Raw genomic sequence first — 13,671 nt, forward strand, 5'->3', positions numbered from 1 at the left:
TTACACCCCCGTGGCGGCGGCCTGCGAGAAGCGGACGTAACCGTTCTGCTCGAGCTCGTCGGCCAGCTCGGGGCCGCCGGACTCGGCGATGCGGCCCGAGACGAAGACGTGCACGTGCTGCGGGCGGATGTAGCGCAGGATGCGGGTGTAGTGGGTGATGAGCAGCACCCCGCCGTTCTCCGCCTCGGCGTAGCGGTTCACGCCCTCGCTGACCACGCGCAGCGCGTCGACGTCCAGGCCGGAGTCGGTTTCGTCGAGGATCGCGATCTTGGGCTTGAGCAGTTCGAGCTGCAGGATCTCGTGGCGCTTTTTCTCACCACCGGAAAAGCCTTCGTTGACGCTGCGCTCGGCGAAGACGGGGTCGATTTCCAGCGAGCCCATCGCGGCCTTGACCTCTTTGACCCAGTGCCGCAGTTTCGGGGCCTCGCCGCGCACGGCGGTGGCCGCCGACCGCAGGAAGTTGGACACCGAGACGCCGGGCACCTCGACGGGATACTGCATGGCCAAGAAGATGCCGGCCCGCGCCCGCTCGTCGACGCTCATGGCCAGGACGTCCGCCCCGTCGAGGGTGATGGACCCGGAGGTCACCCGGTACTTCGGGTGCCCGGCGATCGCATACGACAGGGTCGACTTGCCGGAGCCGTTGGGCCCCATCAAGGCATGCGTCTCACCGGATTTCACGGTCAGGTCGACGCCGTTGAGGATGGGGATGTCGCGCTCGCCCTCGGCGCCGTTGGGGTTCTCGACGCTGACGTGCAGGTCTTTGATTTCCAGAGTCGTCATCAGGCTGTTGCTTTCGATTCGGTGATGGCCAATTCGTGTTCGATGGCCGTGGTCAGGCGTTCGCGGATCTCGGGGACCGCGATCTTGGAGATGATCTCGCCGAAGAAGCCGCGAACGACCAGCCGGCGGGCCTGGTCCTCCGGGATGCCGCGGGAACGCAGGTAGAACAGCTGCTCGTCGTCGAAACGCCCGGTGGCGCTGGCGTGCCCGGCGCCGACGATCTCGCCCGTCTCGATCTCGAGGTTGGGCACCGAATCGGCGCGCGCCCCGTCGGTGAGGACCAGGTTGCGGTTGATCTCGAAGGTGTCGGTGCCCGTGGCGTCGGCGCGGATCAGCACGTCACCCACCCACACGGTGTGCGCATCGGGCAGCGACGACTCCGAATCCCCTTGCAGGGCACCCTTGTACAGCACGTTGGACTTGCAGTGCGGCTGGGCGTGGTCGACCAGCAGCCGCGATTCGAGGTGCTGGCCGGCGTCGGCGAAGTACAGGCCCAGCAGCTCGGCGTCCCCGCCGGGGCTGGAATACCGCACGTTGGCCGTCAGCCGCACCACCTCGCCGCCCAGGGTGACGGCGACGTGGCGCAGCACCGCGTCCTTGCCGAGCTTCGCGTGGTGCGCGCTGACGTGCACCATGTCGTCGGCCCAGTCGGCGAGCCACACCACGGTGAGCCGGGCGGCGTCGTCGACGAGCAATTCGACGTTGTCGGCGTAGGTGCCGCTGCCGCGCAGGTCGATGACCACCACCGCCTCGGCGAGCTCTTCGACCCGGACCTGCAGATGCCCGTAGGCCACCGCGCCCGCGCCGGGGCCGGTGACCGTGATCGTCACCGCTTCGGCGATTTGGGTGTCGCGGGGCACGGTGACCAGCGTGGCGGAGTCGAAGGACGAGAATGCTTGTGCGGCAACACGATCGGTGGGCGCGCCGCCCTGGCCCAGGCGTTCGTCGCCGCGGCGCACGGTTTCGACACGCAGGCCGGGGTGGTCACCGGCCGCGATCTCGGCCGCCCCGGTGGCGGCGGCGGACCCGTCGTGCAGGCCACGCAGGCGCCGCAACGGGGTGAACCGCCAGATCTCGTCGCGGCCGTGCGGGACCTCGAACGCGTCGACGTCGAAGGAGGCGAACAACTCCCCCTTGTTGGCGGCGGCGAGGGTCGAACCCTCAACCGCCTCAGTCAATCCCGTCACTAGCCGACCGCGCCTTCCATCTGCAGTTCGATCAGCCGGTTGAGCTCGAGCGCGTACTCCATGGGCAGTTCCTTGGCAATCGGCTCGACGAAGCCGCGCACCACCATGGCCATCGCCTCGTCCTCGGTCAGCCCGCGGCTCATCAGGTAGAACAGCTGGTTGTCACTCACCTTCGAGACGGTGGCCTCGTGGCCCATCGTGACGTCGTCCTCGCGGATGTCGACATACGGGTAGGTGTCGCTGCGGCTGACCGTATCGACCAGCAGCGCATCGCATTTCACGCTGGACCGCGAGCCGTGCGCGCCCTTGTTCACCTGGACGAGGCCGCGGTAGGAGGTACGCCCGCCGCCGCGGGCCACCGACTTGGACACGATGTTGCTCGACGTGTTGGGCGCCAGGTGTAGCATCTTGGCGCCGGTGTCCTGGTGCTGGTCCTCGCCCGCGAACGCGATCGAGAGCACCTCGCCCTTGGCGTGCTCGCCGGTCATCCAGACCGCCGGGTACTTCATGGTCACCTTGGACCCGATGTTGCCGTCGACCCACTCCATGGTGGCGCCGGCCTCGGCCCGCGCGCGCTTGGTGACCAGGTTGTAGACGTTGTTCGACCAGTTCTGGATGGTCGTGTACCGGCACCGGCCGCCCGGCTTGACGATGATCTCGACCACCGCGGAGTGCAACGAGTCCGACTTGTAGATCGGCGCGGTGCAGCCCTCGATGTAGTGCACGTAGGCGTTTTCGTCGACGATGATCAGCGTCCGCTCGAACTGGCCCATGTTCTCGGTATTGATCCGGAAGTAGGCCTGCAGCGGGATGTCGACGTGCACGCCGGGCGGGACGTAAATGAACGAGCCGCCACTCCACACCGCGGTGTTGAGCGCGGAGAACTTGTTGTCCCCGGCCGGGATCACGGTGCCGAAGTACTGCTGGAAGATCTCCGGGTGTTCGCGCAGGCCCGTGTCGGTGTCGAGGAAGATGACGCCCTGCGCCTCGAGGTCCTCGCGGATCTGGTGGTAGACCACCTCGGACTCGTACTGCGCGGCGACACCGGCGACCAGGCGCTGCTTCTCGGCCTCCGGGATGCCCAGCCGGTCGTAGGTGTTGCGGATGTCCTCGGGCAGGTCCTCCCAGCTGGCGGCCTGCTTCTCGGTGGAGCGCACGAAGTACTTGATGTTGTCGAAGTCGATGCCCCCGAGGTTGGAGCCCCACCCCGGCATGGGCTTGCGGTCGAAGATGCGCAGCGCCTTGAGGCGGGTCTGCAGCATCCACTCGGGTTCGCTCTTCTTCGCCGAGATGTCGCGGACCACCGCCTCGGACAACCCGCGCTGGGCGCTGGCGCCCGCGACGTCGGAGTCCGCCCAGCCGTAGCCGTACCGGCCCAGGGAGGCGATGGCCTCTTCCTGGGTCATCGACTCGCCGGACTTCTCGGGCGTGAGAGTCATGGGGACGCTCCTTTGATGCTCGTGTTTGACGGCGCGGGCTGCGCGCCGCGTGCTGCTAGGTCGTGCTGGGTGCGGGCGCCAGCGGTACGTGCGTGGTGCACGCGCAGTCGCCGTTGACGATGGTCGCCAACCGCTGCACATGCGTGCCCAGCACCTCCGCCATGGCTTGACGCTCCGCGTCGCACAGCTCCGGGAATTCCTCGGCGACATGCGATACCGGGCAGTGGTGCTGGCAGATCTGCACGCCGTGGATCGGCCCGCCGACCCGCGTCGTGGTGGCCACGTAACCGGCCTTGGTCAACGCGCCGGCCACCCGCTCGGCCGCCGCCTCGACGTCGGCCTCGGCGGCGCTGTCGGCCGGCGCGACGTCGGCCAGGATCGTGTCGATGCGCTGCCGGGCGAACGCCTGCACCGCCGTCTCACCGCCGATCTCGCGCAGCTGCCGCATGGCCGCGGCGGCCAGATCGTCGTAGGCGTGCCCCAGCTTGGCACGACCGGCGGCGGTCAGCCGGAACCGCTTGGCGGGACGCCCGCGGCCGGCCTGCTGCCACGCCGCGGCGGGCACCGACTCGGCGTCACCCGCGTCGGTCATGGCGTCGAGGTGGCGCCGCACACCGGCGGCGGCCAGGCCCAGCCTCTCGCCGATCTCACCCGCCGTGATCGAACCGGACTCCAGCAGCAGACGCACGATGGCGCGCCGCGTCTGCCCGTCCGCCGCGCCCACCGCGGCGGCATCGGGGCCGGTTCCGATTTTCACAACACCAGTGTGACGCAATTCCGGACGCCGGTCTAGCAAGGGTGCCCTGCCTAGGCGTTGCACTGGTCACACCGACCCGCGATCTCGCCGGGGCTTACGCTGCTGGGATGGCAGTCCGCCACCACACGCTGAGCTCGTCGATCGCCAGCTTGCACGGCGACGAGCAGGCGGTGGGGTCGCCGCTCAACGGTACCGAGCTCACCGCGCTGCAGCGCACGCGCCTGTTCGGGGCCAGCGGCACCGTGCTGATGGCGATCGGAGCGCTGGGCGCCGGGGCGCGCCCGGTGGTGCAGGACCCGACGTTCGGGGTCCGGTTGCTCAACCTGCCGTCGCGCATCCAGACGGTGTCGCTGACCATGACGACGACCGGCGCGGTGATGATGGCCTTGGCCTGGCTGATGCTCGGCCGATTCGCGCTGGGCCCCAGGCGGATGTCGCGCGGCGAGCTGGATCGCACGTTGCTGCTGTGGACGCTGCCGCTGCTGATCGCGCCGCCGATGTACAGCAAGGACGTCTACTCCTACCTGGCGCAGAGCCAGATCTCCCTGGAGGGGCTGGACCCGTACCGGGTGGGCCCCGCGTCCGGGCTCGGGCTGTCACATGTCTTCACGCTGTCCGTGCCGACGCTGTGGCGCGAGACGCCGGCGCCCTACGGCCCGCTGTTCTTGTGGATCGGGCGGGGCATCTCGGCGCTCACCGGCGAGAACATCGTCGCCGCCGTGCTGTGCCACCGCCTGGTGGAACTGCTGGGCGTGGGACTGATCGTGTGGGCGACGCCGCGGCTGGCGCGGCGCTGCGGCGTCGCGGAGGTCAGCGCGCTGTGGCTGGGGGCGGCCAACCCGCTGCTGATCATGCATCTGGTGGCCGGGGTCCACAACGAGGCGCTGATGCTGGGCCTGATGTTGGCCGGCGCCGAGTTCGCGCTGCGCGGCATCGACGCCCCGCACCTGTGGCCCGCGTCCTGGCGGCCCGGCCCGGACTGGGAGCCGCTGGGCATGCTGGTCGCCGGCGCGATCCTGATCGTGCTGTCGTCGCAGGTCAAGCTGCCCTCCCTGTTGGCGCTCGGGTTCGTCACGATGGCGTTGGCCCATCGGTGCGGCGGCACGCTGCGCGCGCTGCTGGTGGCGGGCGCCGCGATGACGGGGCTGACGCTGGCGGTGATGGCCCTCGTCGGCTGGGCCAGCGGACTGGGCTTCGGCTGGATCTACACGCTGGGCACCGCCAACGTGGTCCGCAGCTGGATGTCCCCGCCGACCCTGCTGGCGCTGGGCACCGGCCAGGTCGGCATCCTGCTGGGCTTGGGCGACCACACCACCGCCGTGCTGGGCCTGACCCGCGGCATCGGTGTGTTGATCATCACGGTCATGGTGGCGTGGCTGCTGTTGGCCGTCTTCCGCGGCCGGCTGCACCCCATCGGCGGGCTCGGCGTCGCGCTGGGCGTCACGGTCCTGCTGTTCCCCGTCGTGCAGCCGTGGTATTTGCTGTGGGCCGTCATCCCGCTCGCCGCCTGGGCCACCCGCACCGGCTTCCGGGTGGCGGCCATCGTGATCAGCCTGGTTGTAGGCATTTTCGGCCCCACGGCCAACGGCGACCGCTTCGCGCTTTTCCAGATCGTCGACGCCACGCTGGCCAGCACCGCCATCGTCGTCGTCCTGATCGCGCTGACCTACACCCGGTTGCCCTGGCGACGCCTGCAGTCCCAGCCGGCGGACGCCGGTACGCCGGGCGCCGACGCGGCCCCGCCGGCACCGGCGCCGACCCCCACCGCGGCGGCCGCCCCGGACGCCTACGCTGATTCCACGTGAGCTCAGACCCCCAATTCCCCGACGCGGTGGTGCGGCTGCGCGGGGTCAGCAAGCGATACGGGTCGACGAACGCCGTCAACAACTTCGACCTTGACGTGCACGCCGCCGAGGTGCTGGCTTTGCTCGGCCCCAACGGCGCCGGCAAGACGACCACCGTCGAGATGTGCGAAGGCTTCCTTCGCCCCGACGCCGGCAGCATCGAGGTGCTGGGTTTGGACCCGATCGCCGACAACGCCCGGCTGCGGCCGCGGATCGGCGTCATGCTGCAGGGCGGCGGCGGCTACCCGGCCGCCCGGGCCGGCGAGATGCTGGAACTGGTGGCCTCCTACGCCGCCGCGCCGCTCGATCCGGCCTGGCTGCTCGACGTGCTGGGCCTCACCGACGCCGCCCGCACCACCTACCGCCGGCTTTCGGGCGGTCAGCAACAGCGGCTGGCGCTGGCCTGCGCTCTGGTGGGCCGCCCGGAGCTGGTGTTCCTCGACGAGCCGACCGCCGGCATGGACGCGCACGCCCGGCTGCTGGTGTGGGAGCTCATCGACGCGCTGCGCCGCGACGGGGTGACGATCGTGCTGACCACGCATCAGCTCAAGGAGGCCGAGGAGCTCGCCGACCGGCTGGTGATCATCGATCACGGCGAGACGGTGGCCAGCGGCACACCGTCGGAGCTGACCCGCGCCGGCGCCAAGGACCAGGTACGGTTCAGCGCGCCGCCGCGGCTGGACCTGTCGCTGCTGACCGCCGCGCTGCCCGAGGACTACAAGGCGACCGAGGTGACGCCCGGCGAGTACCTGGTCGAGGGCCCCGTCGACCCGCAGGTGCTGGCGACGGTGACCGCGTGGTGCGCGCAGATCGACGTGCTGGCCACTGACCTGCGGGTCGAGCAGCGCAGCCTGGAAGACCTATTCCTGGAACTGACCGGCAGGAAGTTGCGGCCATGACCGACATCGACAGCACCGCCCCGGCGTTCCCCGCGGGCACCTTCGCCCCCGACCCGCGGCCCAGCGCGGTCCCGAAAATGCTTGCGGCGCAGTTCCAGCTCGAGCTCAAGCTGCTGCTACGCAACGGCGAACAGTTGCTGTTGACGATGTTCATTCCGATCACGCTGCTGGTCGGGCTCACGTTGCTGCCGTTCGGGTCGTTCGGCCACAACCGCGCCGCCACGTTCGTCCCCGTCATCATGGCCCTCGCCGTGATCTCCACCGCGTTCACCGGGCAGGCCATCGCCGTCGCCTTCGACCGCCGCTACGGGGCGCTCAAGCGGTTGGGGGCCACGCCGCTGCCGGTCTGGGGCATCATCGCCGGCAAGTCGATGGCCGTCGTCACGGTGGTGTTCTTGCAGGCGATCCTGTTGGGCGGCATCGGGTTCGCGCTGGGCTGGCGGCCCGCGCCGGCCGGCCTGGCCCTCGGCGCGGCGGTCATCGCGCTGGGCACGGCCGCGTTCGCGGCGCTCGGGCTGCTGCTGGGCGGGACGCTGCGGGCCGAGATCGTGTTGGCGGTGGCCAACCTGCTGTGGTTCGTCTTCGCCGGGCTCGGCGCGCTGACGGTGCAGACCGAGATGATCCCCACGGGGGTCAAATGGGCGGCCCGGCTGACGCCGTCGGGCGCGCTTACCGAGGCGCTGTCGCGGGCGATGGTGCTCTCCGTCGACTGGTTCGGGGTCACCGTCCTCGCGGCGTGGGGGCTGCTCGCCGCGCTGGGCGCGCGGCGCTGGTTCCGCTTCACCTGAGCCGCCCCGGCGCGGCCGCTCGCCGAGATTGCCGCCATGGTCGCGGCGCGGCGGCAAGCGCAGCCATGACGGCAATCTCGTCGCCGCCGCCTTACTACAGGCCGTAGTTGCCGGTGGCCTACGATCGGGGCCGTGCCCGTCGGACGAACGCTGAGGCGGTTGGTGGACCTGCTCCCCGACCCCAGCCTGCGCGTTCAGCGGCTCATCGCCGCGGCGGTGGTCCTCACCCAGGGCGGGATCGCGGTCACCGGGGCGATCGTTCGGGTCACCGCGTCGGGCCTGGGCTGCCCCACCTGGCCGCAGTGCTTCCCGGGCAGCTTCACTCCGGTGGCCCACGCCGAGGTGCCCCGCATCCACCAGGCCGTCGAGTTCGGCAACCGAATGATCACCTTCGCCGTCGTGCTCACCGCGGCGCTGGCGGTGCTCGCCGTGATCCGGGCGCGGCGGCGCCGCGAGGTCCTCGTCTATGCCTGGCTGATGCCGGTGTCCACGGTGGTCCAGGCGGTGATCGGCGGCATCACCGTGCGCACCGGCCTGCTGTGGTGGACGGTCGCCATCCACCTGCTGACATCGATGACCATGGTGTGGCTGGCGGTGCTGCTGTTCGTCAAGATCGGCGAGCCCGACGACGGCGTGCCGCAGCGGCGGGTGCCCGTGGCGCTGCGCGCGCTGACCGGCCTGATCGGGCTGAACCTGGCCGCCGTCCTGGTCACCGGCACGCTGGTGACCGCCGCCGGGCCGCACGCCGGCGACCGCAGCCCCACCCGCACGGTGCCGCGGCTCAAGGTCGAGGTCGACACGCTGGTGCACGCCCACTCGTCGCTGCTCATCGCCTACCTGGCGCTGCTGGTCGGCCTGGGCTTCGGGTTGCTGGCCGTGCGCGCTCCGCGGCCCGTGCTGCGGCGGCTGGCGGTGCTGCTCGCCCTGGTGGTCGCCCAGGCCGGCGTCGGGACCGCGCAGTACTTCACCGGCGTGCCCGCCGCGCTGGTCGCGCTGCACGTCGCGGGCGCCGCGGCCTGCACCGCCGCCACAGCGGCCCTATGGGCCGCGACGCGAGAGCGGGCCCAGCCCGAGCCGCTCGCAGGCTGATTCGACGGCCAGCGCGAACCGGCGCTGGCCGAGGTCGCGGGCGGCGTCGTCCAGCAGCCGCCAGCCCAGCGGCGGCGCGACGAGGTCCAGCCCGCTCACCCGGTCACCGCGCACGTCGACCCGGGCGCACAGCAGGTTCTCGGCGGCGCCGCCGAGGCGATCGGCGGCCGCCGCCAGGGCGGCCCGACCGAGGTCCCACACCGCGAAGTCCGGCTCCACGGGCCGCGCGCCGGCGAAGGCGTGCGACGGCTCGGCGGCCAGGAACACCAGCGCCATCTCTGAACCCACGCCCTGCCCCGTCGGGACGCCCGCCGCGGCGAGGTCGTCCAGGTACCGCTCGCCCAGATTCCAGGCGACGGCGTCCGGCGGGTTGAGCAGGTTGGCCACCGACACGGTCCACGCCCGGAACTCGTCGAGCCGCCCGGCCCGGTGGGGGGCGTCCCGCAGGATCACCAGGTGGGCGTCCCGGGTCCGCGGGTCGTCCCAGGGCAGCCAGCGGGCGTGCAGGCCCCGGTGCCGCAGCGCCGGCAGCAGGCCCGCGTCGTCGGCGTCACCGCCGGACCCGGCCAGCACGATGCGCGGATGGAAGATGTCCGGTCGGGCGAGTTTCATGCCCGGGCATGATAAGCACATGCACGCAATCGAAGTCAGCGAAACCGGCGGCCCCGAAGTCCTGCGCTACGTCGAGAAGCCGCAGCCCACGCCCGGGCCGGGTGAGGTGCTGATCAAGGCCGAGGCGATCGGCGTCAACTTCATCGACACCTACTTCCGGTCCGGCCAGTACCCCCGCGAGCTGCCGTTCATCCTGGGCTCGGAGCTCGCCGGCACGGTCGCGGCCATCGGCGAGGGGGTGGCGGGCTTCGCAGTCGGCGAGCGGGTGGCCAGCGCGTCGGCCTCCGGCGGCTACGCGGAGTTCGCGACGGCGCCCGCGGCGCTCACCGCGGAGGTGCCCGACGGGGTGCCGTCCGACGTGGCCGCGTCGGTGCTGCTCAAGGGGCTGACCGCGCACTACCTGGTCAAGTCGGTGTACCCGGTCAGCGAGGGCGACACCGTGCTGGTGCACGCGGGCGCCGGAGGCGTCGGCCTGATCCTCACGCCGTGGGCCAAGGCGCTCGGCGCGCGGGTCATCACGACGGTCTCGACCCCGGAGAAGGCCGAGGTGTCGCGCAAGGCCGGGGCCGACGAGGTGCTCGACTACCCCGACGACCCGGCGGCGTTCGGGGAGCGGGTGCGCGCGCTGACGGACGGCGCCGGCGTCGCCGCGGTGTACGACGGCGTGGGGGCGACGACGTTCGACGCCAGCCTGGCCAGCCTCCGCGTGCGGGGCACCCTGGCGCTCTTCGGCGCGGCCAGCGGCCCCGTCCCGCCGTTCGACCCGCAGCGCCTCAACGCGGCCGGGTCGGTGTTCCTGACGCGGCCGTCGCTGGCCCATTTCATCCGCACGGCCGACGAGTTCCGCTGGCGGGCCACCGAACTGTTCGAGGCGATCGCCGGCGGGTCCATCTTTGTCGAGGTGGGCGGGCGCTACCCGCTCGCCGAGGCGGCGCGGGCCCACGAGGACCTGCACGGCCGCAAGACCACGGGCTCGGTCGTGCTGCTGCCCTAGAACAGGTGCGGCAGCGCGATCGCCGAGTCGACCGCCAACGCGCAAAACACCACGGCGAGATAGTTGTTCGACTGCAAGAACAACCGCAGCGGCTTGACGGGCTGGCCGGCCCGCACCCCGGAGTACAGCTGGTGCGCCATCGCCAGGAACCACACCCCGGCCAGCACGGCCACCGCCGCGTACAGCCAGCCCGTTGCCAGGGCCAGCACGAAGGTGGCCGCGACGGTCAACCAGGTGTAGATCAGGATCTGCTTGGTGACCTGCTGTTCGGTCGCGACGGCCGGCAGCATCGGGACCCCGGCCGCCTTGTAGTCGTCCTTGTAACGCATGGCCAGCGCCCAGGTGTGCGGCGGCGTCCAGAAGAAGATGATCGCGAACATGACCAGCGCCGGCCAACTGATGGTGCCGGTGACCGCGGACCAGCCGATCATCACGGGCATGCAGCCGGCCGCGCCGCCCCACACCACGTTCTGCGAGGTGCGCCGCTTGAGCAGCAGCGTGTAAACGAACACGTAGAACGCGATCGTCGCCAGCGCCAGCAGGCCGGACAGCAGGTTCGTCGTCCACCACAGCCACGCGAACGAGCTCACGGTGAGCACCAGGCCGAGGATCAGCGCGTTGCGCGTCGGCACGGCCGCGCGGGCCAACGGCCGGCGCGCCGTACGCTTCATCACCTTGTCGATGTCGGCGTCGGCCACGCAGTTGAGCGTGTTGGCGCCGCCCGCGGCCAGCATGCCGCCGATCAGCGTGTTGACGATCAGCAGGGGGTTCACCGCGCCACGGTGTGCCAGCAGCATCGCCGGGATGGCGGTGACGAGCAGCAGCTCGATGACCCGCGGCTTGGTCAGCGCCAGATAGGCCAGCACCGTGCCCCGGATCCGGCTCGGTAAGTGGCTCGGCGCGGCGCGCCCGCGAACGCTCACGCAATAACTCCTCGGGGTCGCAGCAGCGCGCAGCATCTACTACGCACGATGGTAGACCGCTTGCCGGCAATGGCCCGCCCGCGGGTGCCCACAGGCAGCTTTCTCCCAGAATCCCGAACTGAATGTTAACGGCTGACGGCCAACGCGTAATTTTCACACCGGCCGGTGGTGGGTACCCGAAAACCTGCACTGCAGAAGCCGGCGCTCCCCCACTAGGGTGGGATTGATCAGCTCGATGACCCCAAGGACTGAAGTCTGTGACGACACTCGAAGAGATCTCCACGCTGACCCAACCGCACCTTCCCGACGACTGGTCCGAGATCGACTCGGACGCCGTCAACACGATCCGGGTGCTGGCCGCCGACGCGGTGCAAAAGGTCGGCAACGGCCACCCCGGGACGGCGATGAGCCTGGCCCCCTTGGCCTACACCCTGTTCCAGCGGGCGATGCGGCACGACCCCAGTGACACCTACTGGCTGGGCCGCGACCGGTTCATCCTGTCCTGCGGGCACAGCAGCCTGACGCTCTACATCCAGCTGTACCTGGGCGGGTTCGGGCTGGAGCTCTCCGACATCGAGGCGCTGCGCACCTGGGGCTCCAAGACCCCCGGCCACCCGGAGTTCCGCCACACCAAGGGCGTCGAGATCACGACGGGCCCGCTGGGCCAGGGCCTCGCGTCCGCGGTCGGGATGGCGATGGCGGCCCGCTACGAGCGTGGCCTGTTCGACCCGGACGCCGCGCCGGGCACCAGCCCGTTCGACCACTTCATCTACGTGGTGGCCTCCGACGGGGACATCGAGGAGGGCGTCACCTCCGAGGCGTCGTCGCTGGCCGCGGTGCAGCAGCTGGGCAACCTCATCGTGTTCTACGACCACAACGAGATCTCGATCGAGGACGACACCAACATCGCGCTGTGCGAGGACACCGCCGCGCGCTACCGCGCCTACGGCTGGCACGTGCAGGAGGTCGAGGGCGGCGAGAACGTGGTGGGCATCGAGGAGGCCATCGCCAACGCGAAGGCCGTCACCGACCGGCCGTCGTTCATCTCGCTGCGCACCATCATCGGCTATCCCGCGCCCAAGCTGATGAACACCGGCAAGGCGCACGGCGCCGCGCTGGGCGACGAGGAAGTGGCCGCCGTCAAGGAGATCCTCGGCTTTGACCCCGAGAAGAAGTTCGAGGTCCGCGACGACGTCATCGCCCACACCCGCAAGCTGGTCGACCGCGGCAAGGAAGCGCACGAGAAGTGGCAGGCCGACTTCGACGCCTGGGCCGAGCGTGAGCCGGAGCGCAAGAAGCTGCTGGACCGGCTGACCGCCGAGGATCTGCCCGACGGCTGGGACGCCGACCTGCCGCACTGGGAGCCCGGCTCCGACGCGATGGCCACCCGCAAGGCGTCCAACGAGGTGCTCAACGCGGTGGGACCGAAGCTGCCGGAGCTCTGGGGCGGCTCGGCCGACCTGGCGGGCAGCACCAACACCACCATCAAGGGCGCCGATTCCTTTGGGCCGCCGTCGATTTCGACCAAGGACTACACCGCCCACTGGTACGGCCGCACCCTGCACTTCGGGGTCCGCGAGCACGCGATGGGCGCCATCCTGTCCGGCATCGTGCTGCACGGCCCCACCCGGGCGTACGGCGCCACCTTCCTGCAGTTCTCCGACTACATGCGCCCGGCGGTGCGGTTGGCGTCGCTGATGGACATCGACACCATCTACGTGTGGACGCACGACTCGATCGGGCTCGGCGAGGACGGCCCGACGCATCAGCCGATCGAGCACCTGGCGGCGCTGCGCGCCATCCCGAACCTGTCGGTGGTGCGCCCGGCGGACGCCAACGAGACGGCCTACGCGTGGCACACCACGCTGGCCCGCGGCAACGGCAGCGGCCCGGTCGGTTTGATCCTGACCCGCCAGGGCGTGCCGGTGCTCGAGGGCACCAGCCGTGAGGGCGTCGCCCGCGGCGGCTACATCCTCGGCGACGCCGGCGGCGACGAGCCCGACGTGGTGCTGATCGCCACCGGCTCCGAGGTGCAACTGGCCGTCGGTGCGCAAAAACTGTTGGCGGACAAGGACATCACCGCGCGCGTGGTGTCCATGCCGTGTGTGGAGTGGTTCGAATCGCAGCCGGAGGAGTACCGCGACAGCGTGCTGCCCCCGTCGGTGTCCGCCCGGGTGGCGGTCGAGGCCGGCGTCGCGCAGCCCTGGCACAAACTGGTCGGCGACACCGGCAGGATCGTGTCGATCGAGCACTACGGAGAGTCCGCGGACGACAAGACGTTGTTTCGGGAGTTCGGTTTCACCCCCGAGGCCGTCGCCGATGCCGCGGAGCAAGTAGTCGACAACTAGAAAGGGTG

12 protein-coding genes are annotated in these 13,671 nt (G+C 70.7%); 6 read left to right on the forward strand and 6 right to left on the reverse strand.

Annotation, left to right across the window (positions count from 1 at the left end):
• Genes sufC through A5700_RS23350 form a run of 4 tightly spaced genes read right to left on the reverse strand, consistent with a single transcriptional unit; the run spans position 1 to position 4,229 of the window.
• Positions 1 to 783, reverse strand: coding sequence for a Fe-S cluster assembly ATPase SufC (gene sufC, locus A5700_RS23335; RefSeq protein WP_068067325.1), 783 nt, complete (start codon positions 781 to 783; stop codon positions 1 to 3).
• Entirely contained in the window at positions 783 to 1,970 is a 1,188-nt protein-coding gene (gene sufD, locus A5700_RS23340; RefSeq protein WP_068067322.1) for a Fe-S cluster assembly protein SufD, read from the reverse strand. The genes sufC and sufD overlap by 1 nt, the downstream gene beginning before the upstream one ends.
• Positions 1,970 to 3,409, reverse strand: coding sequence for a Fe-S cluster assembly protein SufB (gene sufB / locus A5700_RS23345; protein ID WP_068067319.1), 1,440 nt, complete (start codon positions 3,407 to 3,409; stop codon positions 1,970 to 1,972). Before sufB ends, sufD begins: the two co-directional genes overlap by 1 nt.
• Before the next feature lie 55 nt (positions 3,410 to 3,464).
• On the reverse strand, positions 3,465 to 4,229 hold the full coding sequence (locus tag A5700_RS23350) for a metalloregulator ArsR/SmtB family transcription factor (RefSeq protein ID WP_156671408.1): 765 nt from the start codon (positions 4,227 to 4,229) through the stop codon (positions 3,465 to 3,467).
• Positions 4,230 to 4,273: 44 nt separating this feature from the next.
• On the opposite strand from A5700_RS23350, the gene mptB reads away from it, so the two are divergent.
• From mptB to A5700_RS23370, 4 genes are all read left to right on the forward strand, one after another.
• Positions 4,274 to 5,971, forward strand: coding sequence for a polyprenol phosphomannose-dependent alpha 1,6 mannosyltransferase MptB (mptB, locus tag A5700_RS23355; RefSeq protein ID WP_068067315.1), 1,698 nt, complete (start codon positions 4,274 to 4,276; stop codon positions 5,969 to 5,971).
• Positions 5,968 to 6,909, forward strand: a complete 942-nt coding sequence (locus A5700_RS23360; protein WP_068067314.1) for an ABC transporter ATP-binding protein — start codon at positions 5,968 to 5,970, stop codon at positions 6,907 to 6,909. The genes mptB and A5700_RS23360 overlap by 4 nt, the downstream gene beginning before the upstream one ends.
• Positions 6,906 to 7,697, forward strand: coding sequence for an ABC transporter permease (locus A5700_RS23365; protein ID WP_068067311.1), 792 nt, complete (start codon positions 6,906 to 6,908; stop codon positions 7,695 to 7,697). Before A5700_RS23360 ends, A5700_RS23365 begins: the two co-directional genes overlap by 4 nt.
• A gap of 159 nt (positions 7,698 to 7,856) precedes the next feature.
• Positions 7,857 to 8,786 carry a heme A synthase gene (locus A5700_RS23370; RefSeq protein ID WP_197502757.1) on the forward strand — a complete coding sequence of 310 codons (930 nt, stop codon included), beginning with the start codon at positions 7,857 to 7,859 and terminating at the stop codon, positions 8,784 to 8,786.
• Here the strand turns inward: A5700_RS23370 and A5700_RS23375 are convergent.
• Positions 8,736 to 9,398 carry a hypothetical protein gene (locus A5700_RS23375; protein WP_068067304.1) on the reverse strand — a complete coding sequence of 221 codons (663 nt, stop codon included), beginning with the start codon at positions 9,396 to 9,398 and terminating at the stop codon, positions 8,736 to 8,738. The two genes, A5700_RS23370 and A5700_RS23375, sit on opposite strands and share 51 nt — an antisense overlap.
• A gap of 19 nt (positions 9,399 to 9,417) precedes the next feature.
• Between A5700_RS23375 and A5700_RS23380 the strand changes: the two genes are divergently transcribed.
• Positions 9,418 to 10,392: a quinone oxidoreductase gene (locus tag A5700_RS23380; protein ID WP_068067301.1), complete on the forward strand. Its 975-nt coding sequence runs from the start codon at positions 9,418 to 9,420 to the stop codon at positions 10,390 to 10,392.
• On the opposite strand, the gene A5700_RS23385 is transcribed toward A5700_RS23380, so the two are convergent.
• Positions 10,389 to 11,315, reverse strand: a complete 927-nt coding sequence (locus A5700_RS23385; protein ID WP_068067297.1) for a heme o synthase — start codon at positions 11,313 to 11,315, stop codon at positions 10,389 to 10,391. The genes A5700_RS23380 and A5700_RS23385 overlap by 4 nt on opposite strands.
• 257 nt (positions 11,316 to 11,572) lie before the next feature.
• Here A5700_RS23385 and tkt point away from each other — a divergent pair, with 257 nt between their 5' ends.
• Positions 11,573 to 13,663, forward strand: coding sequence for a transketolase (gene tkt / locus A5700_RS23390; RefSeq protein WP_068067295.1), 2,091 nt, complete (start codon positions 11,573 to 11,575; stop codon positions 13,661 to 13,663).
• Positions 13,664 to 13,671: the final 8 nt, after the last annotated feature.

The organism is Mycobacterium sp. E1214 (assembly GCF_001666755.1).
Lineage (GTDB): Bacteria > Actinomycetota > Actinomycetes > Mycobacteriales > Mycobacteriaceae > Mycobacterium.

Coding starts and splice junctions, on each gene's coding strand:
- sufC (WP_068067325.1), bottom strand. CDS start 783: ATGACGACTCTGGAAATCAAAGACCTGCACGTCAGCGTCGAGAACCCC.
- sufB (WP_068067319.1), bottom strand. CDS start 3,409: ATGACTCTCACGCCCGAGAAGTCCGGCGAGTCGATGACCCAGGAAGAG.
- mptB (WP_068067315.1), top strand. CDS start 4,274: ATGGCAGTCCGCCACCACACGCTGAGCTCGTCGATCGCCAGCTTGCAC.
- A5700_RS23365 (WP_068067311.1), top strand. CDS start 6,906: ATGACCGACATCGACAGCACCGCCCCGGCGTTCCCCGCGGGCACCTTC.
- A5700_RS23375 (WP_068067304.1), bottom strand. CDS start 9,398: ATGAAACTCGCCCGACCGGACATCTTCCATCCGCGCATCGTGCTGGCC.
- A5700_RS23380 (WP_068067301.1), top strand. CDS start 9,418: ATGCACGCAATCGAAGTCAGCGAAACCGGCGGCCCCGAAGTCCTGCGC.